Source organism: Desulfotomaculum copahuensis, from assembly GCF_001655685.1.
Taxonomy (GTDB): Bacteria; Bacillota; Desulfotomaculia; order Desulfotomaculales; family Desulfovirgulaceae; genus Desulfotomaculum_G; species Desulfotomaculum_G copahuensis.
This window is the reverse complement of sequence record NZ_LYVF01000165.1, coordinates 1-25,781: the sequence shown is the minus strand read 5'-3', so window position 1 is coordinate 25,781 and position 25,781 is coordinate 1. Positions and strand designations below refer to the sequence as shown.

At 50.3% G+C, this 25,781-nt stretch carries 25 protein-coding genes; 1 reads left to right on the top strand and 24 read right to left on the bottom strand.

Annotation, left to right across the window (positions count from 1 at the left end):
* Nucleotides 1–98: 98 nt before the first annotated feature.
* The 10 genes from ftcD to hutH all read right to left on the bottom strand — a co-directional run bounded on the left by ftcD (nt 99) and on the right by hutH (nt 12,773).
* Complete coding sequence (ftcD, locus tag A6M21_RS10990; protein WP_066668754.1) at nt 99–992, bottom strand: glutamate formimidoyltransferase; 894 nt, start codon at nt 990–992, stop codon at nt 99–101.
* 400 nt (nt 993–1,392) lie between these two features.
* Nucleotides 1,393–3,084, bottom strand: coding sequence for a urocanate hydratase (gene hutU / locus A6M21_RS10985; RefSeq protein ID WP_066668748.1), 1,692 nt, complete (start codon nt 3,082–3,084; stop codon nt 1,393–1,395).
* Nucleotides 3,085–3,206: 122 nt separating this feature from the next.
* Nucleotides 3,207–3,935, bottom strand: a complete 729-nt coding sequence (locus tag A6M21_RS10980) for an ABC transporter ATP-binding protein (protein ID WP_242868829.1) — start codon at nt 3,933–3,935, stop codon at nt 3,207–3,209.
* The gene (locus tag A6M21_RS10975; protein WP_066668746.1) at nt 3,919–4,692 is read right to left on the bottom strand and encodes an ABC transporter ATP-binding protein; all 774 of its coding nucleotides are present in this window, start codon (nt 4,690–4,692) and stop codon (nt 3,919–3,921) included. The genes A6M21_RS10980 and A6M21_RS10975 overlap by 17 nt, the downstream gene beginning before the upstream one ends.
* Nucleotides 4,682–5,578 carry a branched-chain amino acid ABC transporter permease gene (locus A6M21_RS10970; protein ID WP_066668744.1) on the bottom strand — a complete coding sequence of 299 codons (897 nt, stop codon included), beginning with the start codon at nt 5,576–5,578 and terminating at the stop codon, nt 4,682–4,684. The genes A6M21_RS10975 and A6M21_RS10970 overlap by 11 nt, the downstream gene beginning before the upstream one ends.
* The gene (locus A6M21_RS10965; protein ID WP_066668743.1) at nt 5,575–6,447 is read right to left on the bottom strand and encodes a branched-chain amino acid ABC transporter permease; all 873 of its coding nucleotides are present in this window, start codon (nt 6,445–6,447) and stop codon (nt 5,575–5,577) included. The genes A6M21_RS10970 and A6M21_RS10965 overlap by 4 nt, the downstream gene beginning before the upstream one ends.
* A 226-nt stretch (nt 6,448–6,673) precedes the next feature.
* Nucleotides 6,674–7,861 (bottom strand): ABC transporter substrate-binding protein, encoded by a 1,188-nt coding sequence (locus tag A6M21_RS10960; RefSeq protein WP_066668742.1) that lies wholly within the window; start codon nt 7,859–7,861, stop codon nt 6,674–6,676.
* 268 nt (nt 7,862–8,129) lie between these two features.
* On the bottom strand, nt 8,130–9,305 hold the full coding sequence (locus tag A6M21_RS10955; RefSeq protein ID WP_066668740.1) for a helix-turn-helix domain-containing protein: 1,176 nt from the start codon (nt 9,303–9,305) through the stop codon (nt 8,130–8,132).
* Between the two features lie 26 nt (nt 9,306–9,331).
* Nucleotides 9,332–10,930 carry a urocanate hydratase gene (hutU, locus tag A6M21_RS10950; protein WP_242868828.1) on the bottom strand — a complete coding sequence of 533 codons (1,599 nt, stop codon included), beginning with the start codon at nt 10,928–10,930 and terminating at the stop codon, nt 9,332–9,334.
* Nucleotides 10,931–11,210: 280 nt separating this feature from the next.
* Entirely contained in the window at nt 11,211–12,773 is a 1,563-nt protein-coding gene (gene hutH, locus A6M21_RS10945) for a histidine ammonia-lyase (RefSeq protein ID WP_066668735.1), read from the bottom strand.
* 244 nt (nt 12,774–13,017) lie between these two features.
* Between hutH and A6M21_RS10940 the strand changes: the two genes are divergently transcribed.
* The gene (locus A6M21_RS10940) at nt 13,018–13,893 is read left to right on the top strand and encodes a YitT family protein (RefSeq protein ID WP_066668733.1); all 876 of its coding nucleotides are present in this window, start codon (nt 13,018–13,020) and stop codon (nt 13,891–13,893) included.
* A gap of 98 nt (nt 13,894–13,991) precedes the next feature.
* Here A6M21_RS10940 and A6M21_RS10935 read toward each other — a convergent pair whose 3' ends face one another.
* The 14 genes from A6M21_RS10935 to A6M21_RS19130 form a co-directional block, all read right to left on the bottom strand.
* Entirely contained in the window at nt 13,992–14,435 is a 444-nt protein-coding gene (locus A6M21_RS10935; RefSeq protein WP_282434541.1) for an alpha/beta hydrolase, read from the bottom strand.
* A 379-nt stretch (nt 14,436–14,814) separates the two neighbouring features.
* Nucleotides 14,815–15,408 carry a Na/Pi cotransporter family protein gene (locus A6M21_RS10930; protein WP_066668729.1) on the bottom strand — a complete coding sequence of 198 codons (594 nt, stop codon included), beginning with the start codon at nt 15,406–15,408 and terminating at the stop codon, nt 14,815–14,817.
* 96 nt (nt 15,409–15,504) lie between these two features.
* Nucleotides 15,505–16,689, bottom strand: coding sequence for a M24 family metallopeptidase (locus A6M21_RS10925; protein ID WP_066668727.1), 1,185 nt, complete (start codon nt 16,687–16,689; stop codon nt 15,505–15,507).
* 99 nt (nt 16,690–16,788) lie between these two features.
* Nucleotides 16,789–17,124, bottom strand: coding sequence for a hypothetical protein (locus A6M21_RS10920; RefSeq protein WP_066668722.1), 336 nt, complete (start codon nt 17,122–17,124; stop codon nt 16,789–16,791).
* Nucleotides 17,125–17,199: 75 nt separating this feature from the next.
* Nucleotides 17,200–17,751, bottom strand: coding sequence for a gamma carbonic anhydrase family protein (locus A6M21_RS17965; RefSeq protein WP_078060586.1), 552 nt, complete (start codon nt 17,749–17,751; stop codon nt 17,200–17,202).
* A 37-nt stretch (nt 17,752–17,788) separates the two neighbouring features.
* The gene (locus A6M21_RS17960) at nt 17,789–18,661 is read right to left on the bottom strand and encodes a DUF2889 domain-containing protein (protein WP_078060585.1); all 873 of its coding nucleotides are present in this window, start codon (nt 18,659–18,661) and stop codon (nt 17,789–17,791) included.
* Entirely contained in the window at nt 18,646–19,446 is an 801-nt protein-coding gene (locus tag A6M21_RS10915; RefSeq protein ID WP_151191907.1) for an acyl-CoA dehydratase activase, read from the bottom strand. Before A6M21_RS10915 ends, A6M21_RS17960 begins: the two co-directional genes overlap by 16 nt.
* Nucleotides 19,447–19,502: 56 nt before the next feature.
* The gene (locus A6M21_RS10910; RefSeq protein ID WP_066668721.1) at nt 19,503–20,360 is read right to left on the bottom strand and encodes an acyl-CoA dehydratase activase; all 858 of its coding nucleotides are present in this window, start codon (nt 20,358–20,360) and stop codon (nt 19,503–19,505) included.
* A gap of 268 nt (nt 20,361–20,628) precedes the next feature.
* Entirely contained in the window at nt 20,629–21,789 is a 1,161-nt protein-coding gene (locus A6M21_RS10905; RefSeq protein WP_066668720.1) for a 2-hydroxyacyl-CoA dehydratase subunit D, read from the bottom strand.
* A gap of 19 nt (nt 21,790–21,808) precedes the next feature.
* On the bottom strand, nt 21,809–23,161 hold the full coding sequence (locus A6M21_RS10900; RefSeq protein WP_066668719.1) for a 2-hydroxyacyl-CoA dehydratase subunit D: 1,353 nt from the start codon (nt 23,159–23,161) through the stop codon (nt 21,809–21,811).
* An 87-nt stretch (nt 23,162–23,248) separates the two neighbouring features.
* Complete coding sequence (locus A6M21_RS10895; RefSeq protein WP_066668717.1) at nt 23,249–24,016, bottom strand: 3-hydroxyacyl-CoA dehydrogenase; 768 nt, start codon at nt 24,014–24,016, stop codon at nt 23,249–23,251.
* 32 nt (nt 24,017–24,048) lie between these two features.
* Nucleotides 24,049–24,450 (bottom strand): Zn-ribbon domain-containing OB-fold protein, encoded by a 402-nt coding sequence (locus tag A6M21_RS10890; protein WP_066668716.1) that lies wholly within the window; start codon nt 24,448–24,450, stop codon nt 24,049–24,051.
* Between the two features lie 14 nt (nt 24,451–24,464).
* Nucleotides 24,465–25,631 carry a thiolase domain-containing protein gene (locus A6M21_RS10885; protein ID WP_066668713.1) on the bottom strand — a complete coding sequence of 389 codons (1,167 nt, stop codon included), beginning with the start codon at nt 25,629–25,631 and terminating at the stop codon, nt 24,465–24,467.
* A 44-nt stretch (nt 25,632–25,675) separates the two neighbouring features.
* Nucleotides 25,676–25,781: phosphomethylpyrimidine synthase ThiC (locus A6M21_RS19130; RefSeq protein ID WP_242868832.1), on the bottom strand; the 106-nt coding region annotated here is incomplete at its 5' end.

The window sequence follows — 25,781 nt, the reverse complement described above, 5'->3', positions numbered from 1 at the left end:
GGCGAAACGTGACGGGTAACATTACCGTCATTCATTGCAGGCAACCAGCAATGCTCCCGGCCGGAAGCGGTGCATGGATAATCGCCGTCCCCGGACAATTAGGCGTGCAGCTTCACTTCCAGCACCTGTTCCCGCCTGAAGGATTCGCTCTGCAAATAATACTCCAGTGAGCCGAGCAGGGCATCCAAAGGCACCAGGCCGACGATTTCCGTCCCCACCACGGGCACGCCGTAGCGGGCGGCCTCCAGGCGCACCAGTTCAAGCGCCCGGTAAACGGGCGTGCGCCGGTAGTCGACCAGATTCATGGACACCTGCACCTGACCGCGCTCTTTCAGTTCCACCCCCAGCGCCTTGACGAAAGTCAGGCCGCCGTCTTTCGCCCGCAACGCCCGGGCGATGGCCTTGGCCACGGTCATGTCGTCCGTGCCCAGATTGACGTTGAAGGCGATCAGTGGTTTGCGCGCGCCGATCACCACCGCCCCGGCCGTGGGGTGCATACGCACCGGTCCGAAATCGGGCCGGCGTTCCGGTCTGGTGATTTCCTCCTTCAGCCCTTCATATTCCCCCCGCCGCACATCGGCCAGGTTGCGCCTTTCCGGCCGGGTGGCCGCTTCTTCATAAAGATAAACGGGGATCGCCAGTTCCCGGCCCACTCTCTCTCCCAACCGGCGGGCCAATTCCACGCATTCCGCCATTTCCACGCCGCTCACCGGGATGAAAGGAACCACATCCGCCGCCCCGAGGCGCGGGTGGGCGCCGTGGTGTCCTTCCATGTTGATGCGCTCCCGCGCCTCAAGAATCATGGCATAAGCCGCCTCCAGCACCGCTTCCGGTTCACCGGCAAAGGTGATCACGCTGCGGTTGTGGTCCGCGTCCATGGTCCGGTCCAGCATCTTGACCCCGCATTTTTCGCCGGCGGCCTCAATGGCTGCAACCACTTCAAAGCGACGGCCCTCACTGAAATTGGGCACACATTCCACCAGTTTGGACATTATATAAACCTCCTGAAAAGGGACACCCCCACCTGACGGCAAGGGTATCCCGTAGTTTAGTTGAGTTATCCATAGTTTACATGCCCGGGGAGAAAAACTTTGGAACATACCGTTCCCGGGCCCCGGGCGTAAAGTACTGCCGCTTCCGGCCCGTTGAACAACTGACCGGGGGATAAAAGCCGGTTGCTTGACCGCCGGATAGACGGACTGGTTTAACAAACCGTGCTGTTTCAATTGCTTTCCCATTTTTCCCCATACACCACGGCGCCACGCGTTTTATTGAAACCGCGCTTTTCCAATTGCTCAGTCCATTTCGGGTGGAGATCCCGGTTTTTCCGCTGTTTTGCCCCGGTGGGAGGTCCCCTTTTACCTTAATTCCCCCCCTGGTCTGTTACTCATCTTACTTGCGCCGGGGCTGGGTTTCAGGCCCAACCAAAGGAGTTTTAACCGGGTTCTGCTCCAGTGTCTGGAAGGACAGTTCGTAACCGGCGTCCGCATGCCGCACCACGCCCAGACCGCTGTCGTTGTGCAGCACCCGCTCCAGGCGTCCGGCGCTGTCGGCGGAACCATCGGCCACCACCACCATGCCCGCGTGCAGGGAAAAACCGATGCCCGTGCCGCCGCCGTGGTGGAAGGACACCCAGTGCGCCCCGGAGGCCACGTTGAGCAGGGCGTTTAAGACGGGCCAGTCAGCCACGGCGTCGGAACCGTCCCGCATGTCTTCCGTCTCCCGGTAGGGGGAGGCCACCGAACCGGTGTCATGGTGATCCCGGCCGAAAACCACCGGTGCGGAAAGCTCGCCTTTGGCCACCATTTCATTCACTCGCACACCGAAGGCTTCCCTTTCCCCGTAACCCATGTAGGCGATGCGGGCAGGCAGGCCCTGGAAAAGGATGTGCTTTTTAGCCAACCGCATCCAGCGGCACAGGGCCTCATTTTCAGAGAACATATCCAGCGCCAGTTGATCGAGTTTGTAGATCTCTTCCGGTTTGCCGGAAAGGACCGCCCAGCGGAAGGGCCCCTTGCCCTGCGCAAACAGATCCCGGATATAGGCCGGAACGTAGCCGTCAATTTCAAAAGCGTCCTTGACCCCGGCGTCATAGGCCACCCGCCGGATGTTATTGCCGTAGTCGAAGGACTTTGCGCCCCGCCGGGTCAGGGTGAGCATCAATTCCACGTGGCGGGCGATGGTAGCCCGGGCTTTTTCCAGATACCCGTCCGGATCGGCGGCGCGCAGCACGGCGGCCTCCCGGACGCTATAGTCATCCGGAATATACCCGACCAGCGGATCGTGGGCGGCCGTCTGGTCGGAAAGCACATCCGGCGTGATCTTGTTGTCCACCAGGTACTGCAGCAATTCCGTGGCGTGTACCGGCACGGCGATGGTCAGCACCTCTTTAGCCTCTTTCGCCCGCAGCGCCTCATTCACTCCTTCGGCCACAGTGGGCGCCACCTTGTCCAGGTAGCCGGTGGCCAGGCGCTTTTCAATGCGATCTGGGTCCACTTCCGCCAGCAGGCCCACCGCATCCAGCATCTTGGCCGCCAGAGGCTGAGCGCCGCCCATACCGCCCAGACCGGCGGAAACGTAAAGGCGCCCCTTGAGCGTATTACTCTGGAAATGCTTGCGGGCCAGGGCGGCCAGGGTTTCAAAAGTACCCTGGATAACCCCCTGGCTGCCGATGTAAATCCAGGAACCAGCGGTCATCTGGCCGAACATGGTCAGCCCCAGTTCTTCCAGGTGGTTGAAGTGCTCCCAGGTGGCCCATTTGGGCACCAGGTTGGCGTTGGCAATGAGCACCCGGGGAGCCGCCGGCGTGGTGCGGAAAACCGCCACCGGCTTGCCGGACTGCACCAGCAGGGTTTCATCGTTTGCCAGTTCCAAAAGAGTTTTGACAATAGCTTCAAAGGCATCCCAAGAACGGGCCGCCCGGCCCCGCCCGCCATAAACGATCAGCTCTTCAGGCCGCTCGCCCACCTCCGGATCCAGGTTGTTCATCAGCATGCGCATGGCGCCCTCCTGGCCCCAGCCCTTGCAATGCAGCTGGTTGCCCCTGGGCGCACGGATGTTGTTGTGATTGGTGATGTCGAACATAAAAACGCCTCCCGTGAAATCAAAAATGATTATTCTAATCAAAAGCTTATTCGTTAAAACAACGGCACAGCCTCTGATTTATCTTGTCATGTCAGCACAATCTTGCCGTGTTTATTTGCCCGCTATTTAACCTGTACGTTGCGGCCGAAATACGCACCGACAAAATCGGGATGCCCGCGTAAATCTGTCGCCCTCCCGCTCAGGATGATTTTCCCGTTTTCCAGTAGATAACCCCATTCTGCCACCTGCAGGGCTTTACGGGCGTTTTGTTCGACCAGGAGTACGGTCAGGCCTTCATGGTGCAGCCGGTCAATCAATTGAAAAGCCTGGTTGACCACCACCGGGGCCAGACCCATGGACACCTCGTCAATGATTAAAAGTTGCGGGCCGGCCATTAAAGCCCGGCCGATAGCCAGCATCTGCTGCTCCCCGCCGCTTAAAGTACTGGCCGGTTGCCGTTGACGTTCCTGCAGGCGGGGGAAAATTTCATAAACCCTGGCCAGGGAATGGTGCACCTTTTTTTGATCGGCCACCCGGTATGCTCCGGCCAGGAGATTTTTTTCCACACTCAGGGCCGGAAAAACCCGCCGGCCTTCGGGCACATATCCGGCTCCTCCGGTTACCCTTTCCCAAGCCGGGCGCCCGGTCAAATCTACGCCGTTGAGTATTATACGCCCCCCGGCTGCCGGAACCAGTCCCATTACCGCCCGCAAAATGGATGTCTTGCCGGCTCCATTGGCCCCGACGATTGCCAGGCAGTCGCCCCGGGAAACCTGCAATGAAACGCCCTTCACCACCCGGGCCTTGCCATAACAAACCTCCAGATTTTGAATTTCAAGCAGAGGGGCCAAGAAAATCATCCTTTCCCAAATACGCCTCAATCACCGCCTGATCGGCCAGCACCCGGGCCGGCTCCCCGGCGGCAATCATTTTCCCATGATCAAGTACCAGCATGTGGTCGCAAAGGGCTTCAGCCACCCCCGTGTTATGCTCGACCAGTAAGACGGTAAGTCCTTCCCGGCGCAACTCTCTAATCAGAGTCAAAAAGTCCTCTACCGCGTCATAACCCAATCCCGCTACAGGTTCGTCCAGAAGCAGCAGGCTGGGGTTCATGACCAGCGCCCGGGCCAGTTCCAAACGGCGCAGATAGCCCAGATTCAATTGTCCGGCCGGAAGATTTGCTTCCGCCGCCAGGCCGACCCGGATCAGTGCGGTCATAGCCTTTTCCCTGACTGCCCGTTGTCCCCTGGTGGTAAATGGTATCCAGGCACCGGCCAACAGGTGGGAAGCCCCGGCAATGAGCACATTCTCCAGCACGGTCAGCCGGGGGATTGGTTTGACCACCTGAAAGGTCCTGGCGATGCCCCGCCGGGCAATTTGGTGAACCGGCAGCCCGGAAACGGACTCTCCCTTAAACCAAACGGTACCGCCCGCCGGCCGGTAGACCCCGCATACCACATTGAAGAGGGTCGTCTTCCCCGCCCCATTCGGTCCGATTAGGCCGCAAATCTCACCCGCACGGACTTCCAGGTTCACATTTTCCAGAGCGACCAGCCCGCCGAATTTCTTTGAGATATTATCCAGACGCAAGATAATCTCATCTGACACGCGCGCCAGCCCCCTCCCGCCGGATGAACCCGGTCAGCAACTCCTGCAACCGGCTCCCCTGACCCAGTAAGCCGGACGGGAAGAAGCGCATCACCAGCACCAGGATGCTGCCGAAAACCAATAAGCGGTAATCAGAAATAAAACGGAAAACCTCGGGAGCCATACCGAGAACAATTCCTCCCAGCATCACGCCCGGAATTGATCCGCGTCCACCAAGCACCACCATGGCCAGAATGGTCACTGAAATGTTAAACCCGAAATCACCGGCTGAAATGAAGGTCATGAAATGGGCGTAAATGCTTCCGGCTAGCCCGGCCAGGCCGGTACCAATCACAAAGGCCAGCACCTTATAACGGCGCACGTCAATCCCCATGGCTGCAGCAGCGGCCTCATCATCGCGAATGGCCCGCAAGGCGTATCCAAACCAGGCTTTTTGCAGGTGACGGTTTAAAATGACCACTAACGCTACTACCACCCAGATCAGACCGGCAATCTCCAGCGTTCCGAAAGCAAGACCGCCGATGCGGGGCGGCTGGATGCCGCCGATACCCATGGCCCCGCCGAAATAATGCACCGTTTGGAATACGGCCACGGTTACAAAATTCAACCCGATGGTGGTGATAGCCAGAAAATCGTTTCGCAATCGCATACTGATTAATCCCAGCACTGCGCCAACCAGGGCGCTTACGGCTATAGCCACAATCAATGCTCCCCAAAAATCAACTCCGTATTTGGTATTCAAAATGGCCGATGTATAAGCACCGATACCGAAAAAGGCGGCGTGTCCGATATTGGGCTGGCCGGCCTCTCCGGTAATAATATTCAAACTTAAAGCCAGCAGGACCCAGATACCCACGGTGGTGGCAAGAACCGCCCAATAGTTCATCTGGCGTCACCTCCGGAAGCGAACAGACCTTGCGGCCGGACGAGCAAAAGAATGATCAGCGCCAAAAAGGCAATAGCGTCCGTTGGCAGGAAGGAACCAATGTATCCGGCTACTAAAGCCTCCGCAAGGCCCACGACCATTGAAGCCACGACGGCACCCAGCGGGTTTCCCAGTCCGCCCAGAACCACTATGGCCAGCATCTTATATGAAGGAATATCCCCCATCGTGGGGAAAACAGCATTATAATGGATGGCCACCAGTATTCCAGCCAGGGCGGCAAAGGCATAGCCCAGTATGAAAGCAAATGCTACCACTGAACGAGTATTAATTCCCATGGCCATGGCCGTTTCCACATCCTGTGCCGTGGCCTGCCAAGCCAGGCCGATTTTCGTTTTATTCAATAAAATCCAGAGCAAAAGGAAAAGGAAGGCCGAAACCAAAAGAATAACCGCCTGGGTGCCGGTGATTATAACTGACCCCAGGGTCAGACGATTGAGAGGTAAATGAACTGGAAAGGTGATTGTATATGGACCGGCAATCAATCTGAACAGATCCTCCATAACGATAAACAGACCAATGCTGGCCACCAGGGGAACTATGGGGTCGGCTACCTTTTTAATGGGCGTGTATACCGCTCTTTGAAACAGATACCCTGTTATGGCCGCCCCTCCCACCCCCGCCAGCAGGGCGATAATGATGCTGTGAGTACGGGTGTACGCCCAAACCCCCAGGTAGGCCCCGAGCGTATAGGCGCCGGCATTGGCTATATCCAATACACGCATGATCCCGTAAACCATGGTCAGGCCCAGGGCCACCAGCGAATACAAGCTGCCGATGGTAATTCCATTGACTATTTGTTGTAAAAGCACTGCTATCCTTGCCCCCAAGCTTTAAGGTGATGCCAGGCTAAAATACATGAGTTGGTTCGTTTTCGAGTTACGACATAAATTCCCCGTTTCGTACGCAGGCGGTGGACCGGCAAGACAGCCTGAAGATCCGTCACGGGTACCAGGTCGCCCTCTGTCGCGGAGGACGACCTGCTCCCCGTTGCATTGACCACTATAACACTGATAAAGGATCTGGATGTAACAGACCTTAGTTTACCGGCGGAGTAATAATAGCCGGATCGGTAATTTCACCAAAGTACCTGAAAGCACCGTCCTTAACCTGCTGAACCTGTACCGGTTTGATCACCTGGCCGATCTTGTCGTAACCCTCAATCTTACCTGTCACTGCCTGGAAGTTCTTGGTGTTAGCGATTCCGTCCCTGATTTTATCCGGAGTGACCCCACTTTTGCGCATCGCTTCCGCCAGCACATAGAAAGCATCATAGGTGGAGGCGCCCACCATGTCTGGTTCGTGGCCGTATTTTTCTTTGTATGCCTTGATAAAATCCTTGACCACTTGCTCCTTGCTGTCCCGGTTGAGGTTGGTCACAATTACCAGCCCGTTGGCATTTTTGCCGGCCACCTCCAGGAACTGGGTGGTTGAATCCAGCCCTTCCGTTCCCAGCGGCTGTATTTTCAGTCCCATATCATGAATCCGCCGGATAATCTGGGAACCTTCCGCCGCATAGGCGGGCATGAATAAAACGTCAGCACCGTTATCTTTTATTTTAGTCAACACGGGGGTGAATTCCGTGTCTCCGAAATGGAACCAGTTGGGCTCCTGGACTTTCAAACCGGTTTGGGCGGCTCTTTGCTTAAATCCCTGGACCAGCGTATGACCGAAATCGTTGTCGATAGCCAGAATGGCCACGTTTTTGGCGTGTAATTCATTTTTGGCCACTTCGGCCGCCGCTGCGCCTTCCACTACCCCGGAAAAGCTCTGCTGGAAAATGTAATTACCGGTGCGCGGGATGGCCGGGTGGACGGCGTAGGCCGAGATCATCGGTATTTTGGCCTGCTGAAAAATAGGCGCGGCAGCCCGGGTCGGTCCGGAATAGGAACCACTGACCACCGCTGCCACCCCGTCACGGGTGGTGAGCTTTTGTGCAATGGATACAGCCTGCTTGGTATCAAGCTGGTCATCGTAATTGACCAATTCCAGTTTGGCACCGTTTATGCCGCCACCGGCATTGATCTGTTCAACGGCCAGTTTTGCCGAATTATATGCGCTGGTGCCGTCAGCCGCCTCAGGACCGGTCTCCGGTGCAAAAAATCCGATTTTGATGGTCTTCGCCGCCCCGGATTGAGTATTTCCAGCGCCATTTCCACAAGCTGACGCCAGCAATGCGATCACGAGCAAAGAAATCATTAAAAGCCCGAACTTGAGTGTTTTCATAATTTTTACTCCTCCTTCATAAAAAAATCGCAGGCAGCAACCACCTATTGTTACCTCTTCCCACCCCTTTCCGGCAAATAATTTTCTTTATCTCTGTATTTTTTCGATTTCGTGAATTGTCTCGCTTTACCCTCTGAACTTTTTTGCCTTGTCAGCATTATCTTGCCATTTGAACTCTTTTCCCTGTCAGTGTAATTTCACCAGACAGGAAACAAAAAAGCTCCTCCAAGGGAGCGGGTCATCTTGCCTTTGCATTAGTGATATACGGTTAAAAATGGAATCTACCCCGGTATTCGCTGGGGGCCATGCCGGTATGCCGTTTGAAGACCCGGCTGAAATAGTTCGGATCGCCGTAGCCAACGGCACCGGCCACCTGGCTGACCGGTTGGTTCGTTTTTTCAAGCAGTTCCCTTGCTTTTTCCATACGCAGGGCGGTTAGAAACTCCATCACCGTCATGCCCGTAGATTGCTTAAAAAGCCGGCTAAAGTAGTACGGGCTGAGAAATTGCCGTCTGGCAATTTCTGATAAAGAAATATCTTCGGCCAGATTTCCTTCCAAAAACTGTTTGGCCCGGGCAATCACCCTGGTTTCCATTCCCTGGTCAATATTAACGGCCATTAAAGCCTTACCGCAGGCTGCGGCCCAAATTTCAGCCAGTTTTTCCGCTTCCCTGGACAGATGAAGCTGCCTTACCCATTCCAGAACATAAGTAAACAGTTGATCCACGTTACGTCCGTTTTCCATGCAGGCCGTCACCACTACCGACAGCAATTCAAAAACCACCGTCTTGAGACTGTTCAAACCTATGCCGCCGGACCGGGCAATCATCTTTTTGATTTCCTGAACCAGCCGGGCTGTTTCTTGTCCATCGTCACTCAATATGGCCCGTCTTAAAAACATCCTTTCCCTTTTTAAAAATGGCTCCCCGTCCCCGCCCATACCACTGTCAAAAAAACATATTGCCGGCTCACCGGCGGCTTTCAGGCACTCCACGGCCTGCCCGGCTTCGCGGAAAGATAAGCCCAAGTGCCGGGCATCGGCATATACCCGCCCCACTCCGACATAAAACTTCAGGGCCAGCGATTCCTCTATTCTTTGTTTGAGCCCGGGCAATAAACGGTTATCCTCCCCCGGTTCGCCCCAGTCACGGCTGTTGAATAAAGCAGCCACCGCCCGATCGGAAATAAAACACCGTATGACAGCATCACCGAAGTATCCATCCAGGGACATTTCCAGTCCCCTGCGCCAGGATACCTTCCACAACTCACTCCGGTCACGGAAAAGCGTTTCAATGTCATGAACTTCCCATATCGCAACGAAATTGGGCGGGTATTTCAAACCGGCCCGGACAACCATTTCCCAAATTTCCCGGACGCTTTCCACCAGGCCGAAAATCAGGTTATAGGCCAGTTCCCGTCTTATGCGACCAGAAAGAAGATCCATATATTGACGCCTCCATAAAAACGCCGTCAGTCCATATTCAGACCATACTGGCGGGACATCTCCCGGGCCAGGGGATAACCGGCGTCGGCATGCCTGATGATGCCCAAGCCGACATCACTATAAGTCACCTGCGCGGCCTTTTTCCCGGATAACCCGGAACCATCTACTATCACCGTCATGCCGGCGTGAATGGAGTAGCCGATGCCGACGCCGCCACCTTGCTGTATGCTGACCAGGCTGGCTCCGGAAATGGCATTCAATAAACCGCTCAGTACCGGCCAGTCAGCGATGGCGTCACTGCCGTCGGGCATTTTTTCCGTTTCCCGCCAGGGACTGGCAATGTTGCCCATATGGTCCCTGGTCAAAGCCACTGGAGCACCCAGTTTTCTTTCTCGCAATAACTTTATGATTATATCCACCAAACGCAGCCGCTGATCGAGATTCAACCAGCATATGCGTGCGGGCAGGCCTTGAAAGGGAATACGATCCTGAACAAAACGAATCCAATTGGTTATTGCTTCATCATCTTTAAATTCGGCCAGGATAAATTCATCCAGCGCATAAATATCTTCCGCCCGGCCGGAAAGGGCAATCCAGCGAAACGGACCGCGCCCGGCGCAAAAATAATCCCGCAGGTAGGCGGACACAAAACCGGGTATTTCAAGCGCCCCGGTAAGCCCGGCCGCAGCAGCCTGATGGCGGATATTGTTACCATAGTCAAAAACCACCGCTCCATTGCGCATGAATTCCATCATCGTTTTCACGTGCTCCACGATCCCGCTGCGGCTTCTCTCCAGATATTTTTCCGGTGCAGAGGCGCGCAATTTGATTGCTTCAGACAATGAAACGCCGGCCGGGACATATCCGTTAAGCAGGTCGTGGGCGGCGGTCTGATCGGTAACCACATCGGGGACCACCCCCCGCTGCAGTACAGCCCGGTAAACATCAGCCGCATTGCCCACCAGGGCTACAGAACGCGGTTCTTTACGCAATACCGCTTCCCGTACCAGAAACAAGGCATCATCAAGACTGGTGGCTTTCATCTGGCACAGACTGTTGCGCAACCGCCGGTCGACCCTGGCTTCATCAACTTCCACCACCAGTGCTACGCCGCCGTTATATTCCACGCCCAGCGGCTGGGCCGCACCCATGCCGCCCAAACCCGAAGTAAGCACCCAGCGCCCGCGCAAGCTACCGCCGAAATGGCGCCTGGCTACCTCGCCATAAGTGTTGGCGGTACCTTCCAGCACGCCCTGAGTGCCGATATAGGCCCAGCAACTGGCCGTAGATTGGCCGTAAGCGGTCTGACCGCGACGTTCCAATTGCCAGAAAGTATCATAATCGGAATAAGCCGGGACGAGCAGGGAACCGGCCATGATCACCCGCGGCGCAAATGGATGGGAAGTAAATACACCCACCGGCTTGCCGGACTGGACAAGCAGGGTTTGGTCGTTTTCCAGTTGCATCAACTTTTCTTTGATCCGTTCTACGCTTTCCCAATCCCGGGCCGCCTTGCCCGTACCCCCGTAGACAATCAACTCTTCCGGACACTCGGCCACTTCCGGATCAAGGCTGTTCATAAATAAACGTAACAGTCCCTCCTGTTCCCATCCTCTACAACGCAACCAGATCACTCTCCCAATCTATAACGCTATTGGTTATCATTATATACTATTGCATTAGGCACAGCATGGCATTAGAAATCATTTACCAGCCACAGCCCTTTTTCCTCTATATCATTTTGCTCCGTTAGCATAATTTTGCTTTCTCCTGCAATCTGAAAAATATAGCTGCCGCAAAAATGGAAGGTTTGCGTTATTATAAAACCGCTGCCAAACGCATCACGGAATACCGTGAACTGACGGGAAAAGAGCTTAAACGGATCGGCAAATTGTTGAAATTAGATTACTCCAACTCCCCCGCCGCGTTCTCCACCTCCCGCAGCAACCGGCCGCTTTGCACCAATTCCAGCGCTGTGGTCAGATCCGGATAAAGCACCCTGTCCCGGTCCAGGAAGGGAATCTCAGCCCTGATTACTTCATAAGCCCGTGCCGTGCCCCGGCCCATTTTGCGCTTTTGTCCCAGATCAACGGCCTGGGCGGCGCAAAGCAATTGAATGGCCAGGATCTGCTGCACATTGGCGATGATCCGGCGCGCCTTGCGCGCCGAAACGGGTCCCATGCTCACATGGTCCTCCTGGTTGGCCGAGGTCGGAATGGAGTCCACGCAGGCCGGGGAGGCGAGCACTTTGTTTTCCGAAACCAGGGCGGCCGCCGTGTACTGGGTGAGCATCAGGCCGGAGTTAAGCCCGCCGTGTTTGGTGAGAAAGGCCGGCAGGCCGCTGATGGCCGGGTCGAGCAGGCGGGCGGTGCGCCGCTCGGCCATACTGCCCAGTTCGGCCACGGCCATGCCCAGGAAGTCCAGGGCCAGGGCCAGCGGCTGGCCGTGGAAATTGCCCCCGGAAATGACATCCCCTTCTTCCGGGAAAAGCAGCGGGTTGTCGGTGGCGGAATTGATCTCAACCTCCAGCACGCCTCGCACATAGTCAACGGCATCCAGGGTGGCGCCGTGCACCTGGGGGGTGCAGCGCAATGTATAGGCGTCCTGTACCCGTGGCTGCACCGCCCGGCCGGCGATTTCCCCGCCGGCCAGCAACTGCCGCAGGTGGGCGGCGCAACGCGCCTGCCCGGCGTGGGGGCGCAAGCGCTGTACCCGCGGGTCGAAGGCGGTGATCACCCCGTCCAGCGCTTCCACGGCCAGGGCGGCGGCAATAGAAGCCGTTTTGGCCGTCAATTCGGCATCATGCACGGCCAGGCAGCCCAGGCCGCCCATGAGCTGTGTGCCGTTGGTCAGGGCCAGGCCCTCTTTGGCCTGCAGCGACAACGGGGGCAGTCCGGCCAACTCCAGCGCCTGTGCGCCGCTGATCCTTTTGCCCCGGTATTCCGCCTCGCCCAGGCCTAAAAGCACCAGAGCGATGTGGGCCAGGGGCGCCAAATCGCCGCTGGCGCCCACGGAGCCCTGTTCGGGCACCACCGGGTGGATATCCCGGTTGAGTAACTGGATCAGGTACTCGACAACAAGCGGCCGCACACCGGAAAATCCTTTGGCCAGGGTATTGGCCCGCAAAAGCGTCACCGCCCGCACCACCTCCGTTTCCAAAGGCCGGCCGGTGCCCACCGCATGGCTCATGACCAGGTTTTTCTGCAGCTGCTCCGTCTGCGCCGGTGAAATCACCACATTGCTGAATTTGCCAAACCCGGTGGTTATGCCGTAAACCACCTTTTTTCCCCCCACAATCTCCCGCACCATTTGTTGAGAACCTTCCATGCGCCGGACAGCCGCCGGTTCCAGGAAAACCGGAGCATGCCGGCGGGCCACCCGGATCACCTGCTCAATATCAAGGCTCTCCCCGTCCAGGCTTACTTTTTCAACCACACCCTCGCTTGCCGTGGATCTGGCCAGTGCCATTTTTATCCTCCCCTCAAGAGCAAAAACAAAAAGGAGCCACCATTACGCGTTTTTCGCGCATCTGGCAAGCTCCCTCATGACTAGCAACTTTGAGCTGATTATATTCTTTTCAAAATAATCATATTGGAGAAATTTACTTTTGTCAATCCGGCAAAACAGCCTTCCCTTCATAATTTATCAGTTGACAGAAAATGGGGTGGTGGTAAAATAATAAAATCCCGGGTTCCCTGGAGGCTAAAACCGCATGAAAAGAAAAACCAGGGTCAAGTTGGCCAGACTGCAGAGAAACAGCATCACCGCCGCCAAAAAATTGGCCGGCATAATTTTGGGTTCTATTTTGGTGGTCGTTTCCTACGAAGCTTTTGTACTGCCGTATAATCTTCTTTCCGGCGGCGTTTCCGGTCTGGCGTTGATTGGTCATTATACTTTTTCCTTCCCCTTCTATCTGGGCATATTTGTCTTGAACCTGCCGATATTTATCTGGGGGCTGAAAGTGCTTGACCGCCAGTTGATCATTTACAGCACGGTTGGAGCGGGCATGGTCATTATTATGTTACCGGTGTTGGGACCATATATCCCCAAACCGAATATAGATATATTCCTGGCTTCCATCGCCTCGGGCGTCATCGGGGGACTGGGTGGCGGCATTACATTCCGCCAGGGCGCTTCCATGGGCGGAACGGATATTATATCCTTGATCATGAAGAAGAAAAAAAATATTTCCGTGGGCACGACATCATTTTATTGCAATGTTTTCATCCTTGTGCTTTCCCTTTTTTTCTATGACATAAAAATAGCCATGTACACGGCCATCAGCATGTGGGTCGGCAGCAAAGTTACCGATTCGGTAATCAACGGTCTGAGTAAAAACAAGTATGTGACCATAATTTCTAATAAGAGTCCGGAGATAGCTGAACGCATTATGAAAGAAATGCACCGCGGCGTGACTTACTTGGAGGGGCAGGGAGCCTTTTCAGGCAGCTCGAAATTGGTGATCAACTGTGTGGTCAATCACTTTGAGATCGCCAAAATCAAGGAAATAGTGGCCGAGGTGGATAAAAAGGCTTTTGTCTTTGTTACCGAAACGGTCGAAGTTATGGGCAGGGGTTTTACTTTCTGAGGCCTGAAGCGGCTGCTGTTTATGTATCCCGGTTGCATCCATCAAAGGAGTATCCGTTCCGGGAACCTTACAACTGGCTGATGAATTCTCCAGTACGCTCAAATACCACTTGTTTCTGTCTGTCGACTGCGGGCACATGCCTCGAATTGATCAATCCAGACGATGTCTTTTTGACGGGAAGAAACGGAACGGTAGATCTGCAGGGAATTTTCAGGCAGTATGATCCTGTCTTCCAGCGCCTGAAATATTAAAAGCGGTGCATTGACATTTTTCAACCCACAGCGCGTTTGCCGCAGCAGTTTTAAAAACTCCAGTCCACACAGCGGGTTGACGCATTCTGACCCGCTGTACAGGGCTCTGGCCTGGACATCCTGAATATCCAGCCAGATTTCCTTGTCCAGACACCGAAAAAATTTCCACGCCAACGTCAGGTAGCGCATCAGGTTTATATAAACCGGTGCGCACACAGTGACCACTCCGGCCAATTGAAAACGGGCCGCCAGGTGCAGGGAAATGGCTCTGCCCATGGACAAACCGGCCAGAAATATTTTTTATCCTCATCCAGTAATTTTTGCATTTATATTCCAGGTAAAGCCACGCGAGTGAAATTTCTTATCCGGACTGCCGGACATTAAAAGGTCCCACTGAGAATAACCATTCAAATGCGATACCGTAGAAATACATGCCCGCTGAAGTCCGATGTAGGATTACCGGGTCAGAAACAGATGCCGGCAACACTCGTGCGCACGAAAAAAGGAACCACCCTGATCAATTTTCCCTGTAAGCTGTAGGTGAGCAAAACCGCAGCAAACAGGAGAAAAGGAAATGATTAGAGTAGTCAATAAAGAGGCTATAACCTCAGCTTTCGCTCTGCGAGAATTGAAAATATATTACTATGACCAAAAGACCTGAGGCCACAACTCATAGCTTACCTATAATATTTACAACGCTTATTAAATCCCAAGATATATTGCACATTTTATCTGATATTTTTAAATATATAGTTGATGAACGCGGCAAACAGATACCCTTAGCTAAACGATCTTCATGTTCATTTGAAAAGTGTTGACAGCTAGCCTCATATCTGGCCTGATCTTCTATTAGATGATTTAAAAGTATGGAATTTCTTGTACCTAAATAGTCAACAATATTTTTTAACATTGAAATTAGATTTTGAAATAGAGTCTCTATCTCTTTTACAGCCTTATCACTAAAAAGAACTTTTTCATCATTCTTTGCCTGAATGGCTAAAACTATAGACATAAAAGACTCGTTAATATAGCCAATACGCTGATATATTTCAATAAACTGATTAACCTTCTTTTTGTCATATGATGGTGTGCGAAGAAGCTCGCTATTTATTTGATTATTAATGTTAGAAAGTGCTTTTTCGATTTCAGGAATGCTACCCTTGCGATATAAAAACATACTTAGCAATTTTTCCATTGTTATTTGAAATGTTAATAGAATGTTTTTCAATGAACTTAATGCCTCATAATCTATTGACTTGTTCATAATGTAAGCCCCTCTCATAATTGTGATAAATAACCGCTTAATTAAGTAAAGCGAAACAAGTAGTTATTGTCTAATGCTATAGATAGAACGCTCAATTTATACAATTACCTCTACATCAGTAAGTTGAGATAAACGCTCCAAACCCACTGGAGTGACAATAAAAGTATTTTCTACACCAACTGCACCACGACCTGGAAAAACAAATTTTGGTTCAATAGCCAAGGCCATATTGGTTTGCAGTTCCTTATTTATGCCTTTACCAATAATCGGTAATTCGTTCAATTCAAGGCCAATGCCATGTCCGATAAATTTGACTTTTTCATCACATCCCATAAAATATTTACTTAAACCTGCTTCCTCAGCCATACTTATTGCCATATCATAAAGTCTACTCCATAAAACTCCCGGGCGGGCATGGCTCGCAATCGTATTCTGAATTGCTATAGCAACTTCCTGTGCATAGAGTAAATCATCCGGTAAATAACCAAGAGCAAAAACGCGGCTCATATCAACCTGGTATCCGTTAACAGTTCCAACATAATCAACCATTATCGGTTCACCAACGCCAATCAAATGTCTGCTTACACCAAATGGAAATGCAGGACATAATCCAGTTCCACCAAGCGGACCATCAAAATAACTAGGTACTCCACCGTTAGAGCCAGCTAGCAATGAACCATAATAAAAATCCTGATTGAATCCACGGACACGAATTAAACCAATGTGACCAGAACGACGCGCTATTAATTCAATTTCTGCAGCTAACTCAAGTTCACTAATTCCCTCTTTAAGCAAACCAGGGATCGAGCAAAAAACATTTTCAAGCATTGCCGCAGAGTCCCTTAATAAACTAATTTCATAAGATGATTTCACCATACGTAATTCTTTGATATATTGCGATACATCGACAAAACTACATGAAATAATTCTTTCTAAACGACGAAAGATGTTTACAGGCACAACATCAAGCTCCATGCCTAATGTTGCTGATTCAGAAATTCCTTTGGCAAGCAATATATCACCAATATCTTTACTATTTCTAAACACTTTTACCTCTAGAGGAATAATGGTGGGATCAATTCGCTCCATGCTGCGCCTTACCATTAATACAGGACACCCAAATGCAGGAATATACAATTGTGCATTTTGATATGTCCCACAGAAATACACAATATCAGCACTCTGCAATATTAATGCTCCATCTATATTATTATTCTGTAGTATACTTTGGAACGCCTGAATTCTTTTTGACAACTCACCGGCTTCTGGATAATCCTTCATCTTTTTTGCACTCCTATAAAACTGGTTATTTATTTAGATTTCGCATAATTTGCTTTGGAGAAAACAGATATTAATATCAATGGGAAATCTCAACAAGGCCTATAAAGCCACATTGTTCCCTAAGTCTGATAATGCTTTTTCTAAAATGCTCTGCACATATTCATCCTTATAACGTGCCTTTAACCGCAAAAGAGACCTAATCACCTTTTCTTGATCGCTTTTTTGAGGTTTACGACCCGGCCTTCCACGGTAAAGTTCCGTTACCAAATGAAAATACTCATCATTAATACCAATTAGCTTACGCAGTCTAGCAGCTGCACGCTCAGGTGTCGCACCAAGATAAATACTCCTTTTCTCATTTTTCTGCTTCTCGCATCCCAGAAATACATAAGCCCTAGGCCTTTCCGCTATTGGTTTCCAGACAATGTAACTCACATGCTATTCCCCTTTCATTGAATAAACTAACACATAATACTTAATTTCAATGATCAATCCATGCTTCTCTCTCGATTATGTTTTAATTGATTGGTTACAACTATAAACATCCATATATTTTGACGCACGTTCCTTATATGTTAAAGTGACCATTTTGAACATTTCCCTCTCCTCCTCTGTAACATCCCGTATTATTTTTGCCGGTGCCCCCATAATTACAACACCCGGGGGATACGAAGAGCCCTCCAATACCAAACTACCTGCAGCAACTAAAGTCCCACGGCCAATCTTGGCACTACTCAGAATTATAGACCCCATACCAATAAATGCATCATTGCCAATACTACAAGCGTGAATTATTGACTTATGGCCAATCGTAACATTAGAACCAATTCGTATTGGTGTTATAGTTGGTATATGAGCCCCGTGCAGAACACAGCCATCTTGAATGTTGCTATTTGATCCGATAACAATTGGAGCAACGTCACCCCGCAAAACACAGTTAAACCATATACTAGACCCGGATCCAATTTTCACCTGGCCAATCACATATGCCCCTGGTGCAATAAAAACATTTTTAGCTATTTCTGGTTCCCAACCTTGCCAGGAAAGAATAGTTTCTTTCACTACAATATTACCTCCTCACAAATATAAAGTGAGCGTGCTATGGAATGCAGTGCATATAATTATCGACATCATTATAAATAGTTTTTCGAATATGATGCCAATACTGAATTGAATCTACTGATTCTCTAACCATATCTGCTAAATGAACGCATGAATCAGGTCCTATCATTTTCTTTTCCCATTCACTAGATACACCTGGAAGTTTTTTCCCTTTAAGATGCTGAAGAACAGTTTTAGCATTGAAGCAAATGTCATGTGGTGCCCTTTGGATTCCTCCATGTACATCACAAACCTTTTGATCCTCAAAACAAAGACTTAAATACATCTCATGATATGAATCCATTACTTTTGTGTTTATTTTTTCCAATTGCCCTTCCTGTACTAGAAAACAATACCTGTATCGAGCAAAGAGCAAGTCTTTCCGCAGTTGTTCCTTTAGTTGAGATGGATGAATGATGCTCTGTATACTATCTGGTTGCGTAAAATAGATACAACTATTCTTAACATCTTTTTCAATAAGACTGACAAATGAGCTTGGATCTATATTGGCCCTTTCCCACAAAAATACTCGTGCCTGACGAAGCGCTTTGATTCCTTCCAGTATCATACCAAACCATAGACCACTTTCATCAAATGCTGTTGCCTGTAGAACCTGTTTAGCAACGCCTTTTCCCTTATAGGCTATCAGTCCACGCAATGAATCCAACCGCCAGGTTCCAGCTTTATCTTTACCGGTAGGTGTCCGCATAACCTCCACCCATACGTTCTCTACTCTATATTTAATTCCATGTGCTATAACATGTGATTGGATTTCATATAATGGATCAAGGTAATGGGTCTGGGTTTCTACTAGACCATGCTCCCTTTCTAAAACCGTAATGTGCCAGAAGCGATTTAATTGCTGCAACATAGTTTTTCCATCCTCACTTTCTCCAAGGCCATTAATACAGCGCCAATAGCGCCAGAGAACATTGGTTCGCGGGGCAGGAAGAGCTTATTTCCGATTGTCTTTTCCAACATTTTAACCAATCCTGGATTACAAGCGCCACCACCGGTAACCGCCACGTCACTTTCAATTTTTATTTTCTGTGCTATGCTACCGATTTTGAAGGCCATGGCTTGATGAAGACCTGCTACAATGTCCTCTATCCTGGCATTTTCAGCTATACGGGATATTGCCTCCGTTTCAGCAAAGACAGAACATCCAGCACTAAAACGAACCGGATTGGCAGACTGAAGCGACAACTCACCCATATCCGTAACGTTGATACCTAGAACTTTTGCGATTGTCTGTAAAACGCTGCCGCTTCCCATGGCACATTTATCGTTTACAACACAGTCGGCAACCATGCCTTTTTCAGTAAGCTTAATGACTCGCGCTGATTGATCTCCAATTTCGATCAAGGTTCTCACCTGAGGCAAAAGATAATGAATCCCTCTGGCCTGACAAGATATTTCCGTATTTCTTACTGCCGGATCATTTACAAATGCAGCTCCCAGTCCGGTTGCGCCGACAACATTAAGTGTTTCAGATAAAAGTCCACACTTATCCAAAGCCTCTACCATTACTTGCCGGGCAGCTTGCCGAAAATTACCATCAATCGATCTGACGCTGTAAGCCAGAATACCGTCATCATCCATGATAACAGCCTTAGCAAGAAGCGAACCGACATCCAATCCAGCATAGTAAATCACAAAAAACAACTCCCTTTAAATGTTAGGTTCCTGATTCCCGCTGATCTTCACTTTTGCTAGTTAACAGATGGCATTTCTTCAAAAAAAGACGCCGGCGTCAGCGTATGATTTTTCTGCTTTGGCATTGCTCCGTCAGCTACAGCCTTTTGAGCAATCTCCTGCGCGGCCAATGAGGCGCCCAACGCGCCTGTCAAAAGCGGTTCGTCAGGCTTCTGTACAGAAAAACCAAGCCGTTCTTCAAGAAATTTTACTAGTCCGGCGTTTTTAGCCCCTCCTCCTGTCAGGACAACTTCCCGCTCTATTCCTATCTTACTCACCATGGAAAAAATTCTGGCGGCCAATGCCTGATGCAGCCCGGCTAAAATATCTTCTAATGCCGCGCCATCGGATAAACGAAGCAGTACTTCCTGCCTGGCAAAAACTGTACACATTTTACTGATTGCAACTGGATTACCGGACCGCAAGGCCATTTCACCGATTTCCTCAAGCTTCATTCCGAGCAATTCAGCCATTACCTCTAGAAACCTGCCAGTTCCTGCCGCGCATTTATCATTCATGACAAATGAATTTGTTTTTCCATTTTTCACTTTAATCCCTTTGCTATCCTGACCGCCAATATCAATGATAGTACGAACACTGGGGTATAGCCAATTAACGCCTTTCATATGGCACGTTATCTCGCTAAGCTGCGTATCGGCAAAAGGCACGTTAACTCTCCCATATCCTGTTGCAACTATATAATCGATCTGTTCAAAGGATAACTTCGCCTTATACAATGCCTCTGTCATCACCTTGTCAACAAATCTACGGTGTTCAGCTCCTGTCGGCTTGATTATCGATAAATAATCACCACTATCTTTCCGTATAACAATTTTAGTCATCGTTGAACCAACATCCAAGCCAGCAAAGAACATCTTATCCCTTCTCTCGATTAATACACCTTCTTATTTACCGAATAACTGGGTGCTTGCACTTTTCGAGTCATCAGTAAAAAATATGATTTAGAAGCACGCCACTCGCAACATAATGCTGCATATAATGGCAAATCGCAAGCAGTATCCACCGCCGTTTTAATCATTCTCATCGCAAGGGCGGGTTTCCGGGCGAACTTATATGCTATGGACTTCGCTTCTTCAAGTAGATTGCATGACGTGCTTCCATCCATTCAGAATTCCTCCCGGTCTACCGATTTGCTTCGATGCTTTCTGCGAAAGCCTGGAATCTGGTGCGTAATGGCGCAAGTGCGGCGGTTGAATAATCCTGCTCGATAACCAATACCGGCATCCCTATTTCTTCAAAAAAGTACCTAACTTCGGGAACTTCATACCCATGAATATCGCAATTTCTAATTAGATTCATATATATCCCGTCAATATGCCAATCCTTGACAATCTTTCTTAGATAAGAAAATCTATTCTCCAAATCATTTGCCCTGTTTTTACCGGTTTCTCTAAATGTGCGCGGGCAAACAATCTTCTCCAGGTAACGCAATGCCAATCCATCAAGTGGATCTTCGGTAAGTTCGACGTCATGCCCAAAAGTCCTACTGCCGATGGCAGTGTCATCCATTACAACCTCCAAGCCACAATCCTCGATCAGACTGGTGATAGCTGTATTATCGATCAAACATCCCCATACCAGTACCCTGCCTTTCATTTTAGACGGTTTCATTTTTCTTGTTTTGACTTCTTTAATGACCTCTTCCGCCAGTAAGTTGCCCTCTTGCACCGGCAATCCCATTAAGGAAACTGCCAGTTGCAACACTTCCGTACCGGAAACTGGCGGAGGTTCCACCTTACGTAAGTGGTACAACTGTCTAACCAGTTCTCTTTGCCTGTTAAAAAGTTTAATTTGTTTTTTTAAGTCATTATCTGTAATCTTAAGACCTGTATACTCTTCCAACCCTTTTCTCAGATGCGCAAGCTGCTGCTTGAAAAAAACCAAGGCACTTGCATGTACCGTATGGGGAATGTCTAAATAGAAAGTAAAAGGATATTTAAAATATGATCGCCATACCAGGCCCACCCTTTCAGCTGCATCACAGGCATGTGGGCTAACAAGACCATCCAGGAAATCGTACTTTCCTTTGAGCCCAAGATCCAAACAACTTCTATAAAATGGGCACATTACACTAGGCAAATACGCATCTGCATTGGTAATCGGTTCATTCATGTCCCCGATAATCCGAAAGGGAACATAACCTGCTGCAGACAACATTTCCACAGGCACATAACAGCAAAGGTAACCGCCAAATTTTTCTCCCTGCATCTTGAGCTCCCTGGCTACCTGCAAACGGTTGGTGTAAATATATGACGCTCTCTCCAAACCGCTACTTTTTTGCATAATTAATCACCCCCCAATCCTACCAATGCAAGCCTTCTTTTTTTCTTAATTCCCGGTGGTAATCCATAGTCTCTATAAAAGCATCGAACTTGGCAAGAGCCTCTTCCTCGTTAAAAACACGCAAGTCAACAATATCACCTTCTATTACCAGCGATGGTACTTTAAACCTCTCCAGCATCAGGTTACGTACATGCATAAGCGTATAAGTGGCAGGTCGGCAGGACATCAGCGGGTGAAACATGAGTCCGTCAACCTGGTAATCTCTGACATATTCCAGATAGGGTGCTGTAAAAAGAATGGGATCTATTTCGTATTCCTTTGCCGCCGGGGCAGCATGATGGAACTTGTGATATGAATATCTGGCAATTAGTTCCAGGGGATCCGTGATCCCCTTCTTCTCATCCTCCAGAAGCGGGGGCGGTACATGATAGTTCCAACTTTCAAAAACAAAAGCCACGCCGTGTCTCTCTGCCACCTCATCAAAAAAACCCAACGTGTGCCATGGTGGCAACTCACTGAACATCATACGGTATTTTTCGTTCGGAATAGCTCCTATTTTATTGTCTACTTTATATTTCACCTCATCATATACTCTTTGGTAAAACGCCAGCGCTTCCAGATCATCCGGCAAATAGAGATGGGGAATCATCAGAGCCCAAAAATCCGTGCACACTGCAGGAGAAGGAACCGTCCGCCGCATCAGATCAACTTTATATGCGAGTTCATGTGTCTTAAACAAAATATCCAACCGCTCTTCCAGGCCATCCCAGTTCATTTTCCGGCCTAAAAGATCCTCCAGGAAAGAAACAAAAGCACGTAATTCTTCTACCATGTAGCTGATATTTTCTTCCTTGTTACCAGGCAGAAAATATTCCTTGGATCCAGTTTGAGGAAACTCCAGAAGCCACACGGGAACATCCATATAGCGGCCCAAGGCCTGGAACCATTTGTAACGCGCATCGCAGGCCGCCCCGCAGGCCAGGAGAAAATCAGGCTTGGGCATTCCTCCGCCGGTCGATTCCGCCGGAATGACAAAGTTGTTTTCCTTTAGCTTGCGCGCGTAACCAAGGCAATTCCTGGCATATCCGCATAGAGTGGATGGGAATCCATCACTCTCGGAATAATCCAGGTTGGGTTCGGCAGTTCTTGATGCGGCACAAAAGGCCCCGTAGTTTTCCGGAAAAACCAACTCAACGCCCATAGCTTTGGCAATTGTCGCCCCCAACCACCATTCCACCATTGCCCACGCTACCGGTCTGCCCTCATCTACGGCCATGCGGGTGTTGGCCAACATCTTCTTACCAAAATATCCAGCCTCACGTGCTGTTTGCAAGGTCTTGGCTGAAGATCTTTTTTTCTTTTTTTCTTCCATAAAACAAACCTCCCAAAGATAAGGCCAAAGCCTTCGTCCCGGTCAGTTTTACACCGGGTCATTTCATATTCAAAGCGCCGCGATAAATTATTTTGGCTGCATCCGGATAGCCCCGTCCAAACGGATCGTAGTGCCGTTTAACATGGGATTTTCCACAATGGACCGTACCAGCAGAGCATACTCGGCAGGTTTTCCGAAGCGGGACGGGAATGGCGTCATCATTCCCAGGGAATTACGAACATTGTCAGACATGCCACCCACCATGGGTGTCTCAAACACCCCCGGAGCTATACCCATAACCCGAATACCATACGCGGCAAGCTCGCGGGCTATGGGAAGGATCATTCCCACTATGCCCCCCTTGGACGCACTGTAGGCCGCCTGACCAATCTGTCCCTCAAAAGCCGCGACTGATGCGGTATTAATAATGACTCCCCTTTCTCCTTCCTCGTTCGGCATATTTAGCGTCATCTTTCCGGCAGCGAGGCGGAGAACGTTATATGATCCGGTTAGGTTAATCCGAATCGCTTTTTCAAAGAGGTTGAGCGGTGAGGGACCGTTTTTACCCAGCACTTTTTGGCCGACCGCAATTCCAGCACAATTAACAGCTACGTGCACTTCTCCAAATTTCTTCACGGCGATGTCCAAGGCATTCTTGACACTTTCCTCACTGGTCACATCCGTTAAGACAAAGATAGCGTTTTCTCCCAGCTCATCAGCAATTTTCTTGCCGGCCTCTTCGGTTACATCTAAAATAACCACTTTGGCATTATGCTGTACAAACATGCGTACTGTTGCTTCACCCAAACCCGATGCGCCACCAGTGACCACAGCAGTTAATCCATCAATCCTCATATACCCGACCTCCTACAAAAAGCATTTGGCGATTAAACCAACTGAAAAGTCACAGCAACTCCTTCGCCGGCACTATAGTTCAATGGTGGGATAACCTTGTGATCGACACGCACTTTCCGGCCAATAAGGCCATCCACATTGTCATCCACGTCCAGACCCTCCACGTTACCCATCAACCACGGCCCTTCATCCAATTCAGCCAGGGCAACGATATATGGCGCATTAAATCCTTCCGGCGCCACCCTGATCACGGTAAAAGTCCTTATCTTTCCCATGCCGTTCAAACGTGCTATTTCCAGTTCAGTGTGGCCGCACTCTGCGCAAGTGATTTTGGGTGGTACTGTATAAGTTCCGCAACTTTGACACTTCAACCCCAACAACTCACCAGCCTTTAATCCCTCGTAAAATTGCCTGTGCGTCAATGGATAGTCCATTAACATATCCTCCTCTATACGCCATAGATTATATCGACAACCGTGGCCAGATCTCCGCCGAGCGTATCACTCATGCCAATCCGGGCACCGTCGACCTGCCGTTCACCACACTCGCCCCTCAATTGCTTGACTATTTCATACGCTTGGGCGGCACCAGTTGCGCCAATTGGATGTCCCTTAGCCTTTAACCCGCCCGAAGGATTTATCGGCAATCTGCCTCCAATGGCCGTTTCCCCTTTTTCCACCGCTTTGCCTCCCGTGCCGAACTCGAAAAAACCCATTCCTTCGCTGGCGACTATTTCGGCAATGGTAAAACAGTCGTGCAACTCTACAAGATCTATGTCCGAGGGCCTGAGGCCCGCCATCTTGTAAGCCTGACCGGCAGCGGCTTCCCTGGCTTTGATCCTTGTTATGTCCTTTTGCCGGCCCAGTGAGCCGTTAGAACCCTGACCCACTCCGAGAATGTACACCGGTTTATCCGTCAACTTGCCGATTATGTCTGCCGAAGCAACAACAATTGCCGCCGCCCCGTCGGTGAAAGGGCAGCAGTCAAAAAGCTGCAGGGGATCGGCCACCATGGGACTCTTCAGTACCGTTTCCAGCGAAATCTCCTTTTGAAACTGAGCCAGCGGGTTCTTCGCCCCATGTTTGTGGTTTTTCACTGCAACCATGGCCATTTGCTCTTTTAATGTTTGCAGGGAAAGACCGTACTTATCGGCGTAAAGCCGCGCCACCATGCCAAAGACACCCGGAAAAGTGACCCCGGTAAACACCTCATAACGCGACTCCGAACTCATGGCAAAAGTACGGGTAGCCAATGGCGTATCCATGGCTGTGGCCCGCTCCACCCCACCCGCCAGGACAATGTCGTAATAACCGGATGCCACCCAGATAAAAGCTTCCCTGATAGCCACACCGGCAGAGGCACAGGCTCCCTCCACCCGGGTGGCTGGAACATCGACTGGCAGGCCTAATTCGTTGGCACATAAAGGAGCAATATTCAGCTGACCTTCTTCAAAATCCCCCAGTACGTTGCCCAGGAAAAGTGCTTGAACTTCCCTAGTTTTGATGTTGGAGGAGGTTATTGCTTCCATAGCAGCCCCGGCAAACAACTCCACCCCGCTCTTGTCCGAGCGGCCGAACTTGGTCATTCCCACCCCGGCAATAGCAACCTTCCGCACGGCAATACACCTCCATTGAGTTCTTTTTTAGCCATCCAGCCAATCTAGCCATGTCCATTTAAAAATTTATTCATATTCCGCACGGCGCACATTTTGCCGCACATGGTGCAGGAATCCTCGTTCTCCGGCCGGGACTCGGCGCGGTAACGC

Coding starts and splice junctions, on each gene's coding strand:
- ftcD (WP_066668754.1), bottom strand. CDS start 992: ATGTCCAAACTGGTGGAATGTGTGCCCAATTTCAGTGAGGGCCGTCGC.
- hutU (WP_066668748.1), bottom strand. CDS start 3,084: ATGTTCGACATCACCAATCACAACAACATCCGTGCGCCCAGGGGCAAC.
- A6M21_RS10970 (WP_066668744.1), bottom strand. CDS start 5,578: ATGAACTATTGGGCGGTTCTTGCCACCACCGTGGGTATCTGGGTCCTG.
- A6M21_RS10960 (WP_066668742.1), bottom strand. CDS start 7,861: ATGAAAACACTCAAGTTCGGGCTTTTAATGATTTCTTTGCTCGTGATC.
- A6M21_RS10955 (WP_066668740.1), bottom strand. CDS start 9,305: ATGGATCTTCTTTCTGGTCGCATAAGACGGGAACTGGCCTATAACCTG.
- hutH (WP_066668735.1), bottom strand. CDS start 12,773: ATGGCACTGGCCAGATCCACGGCAAGCGAGGGTGTGGTTGAAAAAGTA.
- A6M21_RS10940 (WP_066668733.1), top strand. CDS start 13,018: ATGAAAAGAAAAACCAGGGTCAAGTTGGCCAGACTGCAGAGAAACAGC.
- A6M21_RS10930 (WP_066668729.1), bottom strand. CDS start 15,408: ATGAACAAGTCAATAGATTATGAGGCATTAAGTTCATTGAAAAACATT.
- A6M21_RS10925 (WP_066668727.1), bottom strand. CDS start 16,689: ATGAAGGATTATCCAGAAGCCGGTGAGTTGTCAAAAAGAATTCAGGCG.
- A6M21_RS17960 (WP_078060585.1), bottom strand. CDS start 18,661: ATGTTGCAGCAATTAAATCGCTTCTGGCACATTACGGTTTTAGAAAGG.
- A6M21_RS10910 (WP_066668721.1), bottom strand. CDS start 20,360: ATGTTCTTTGCTGGCTTGGATGTTGGTTCAACGATGACTAAAATTGTT.
- A6M21_RS10905 (WP_066668720.1), bottom strand. CDS start 21,789: ATGCAAAAAAGTAGCGGTTTGGAGAGAGCGTCATATATTTACACCAAC.
- A6M21_RS10900 (WP_066668719.1), bottom strand. CDS start 23,161: ATGGAAGAAAAAAAGAAAAAAAGATCTTCAGCCAAGACCTTGCAAACA.
- A6M21_RS10895 (WP_066668717.1), bottom strand. CDS start 24,016: ATGAGGATTGATGGATTAACTGCTGTGGTCACTGGTGGCGCATCGGGT.
- A6M21_RS10890 (WP_066668716.1), bottom strand. CDS start 24,450: ATGGACTATCCATTGACGCACAGGCAATTTTACGAGGGATTAAAGGCT.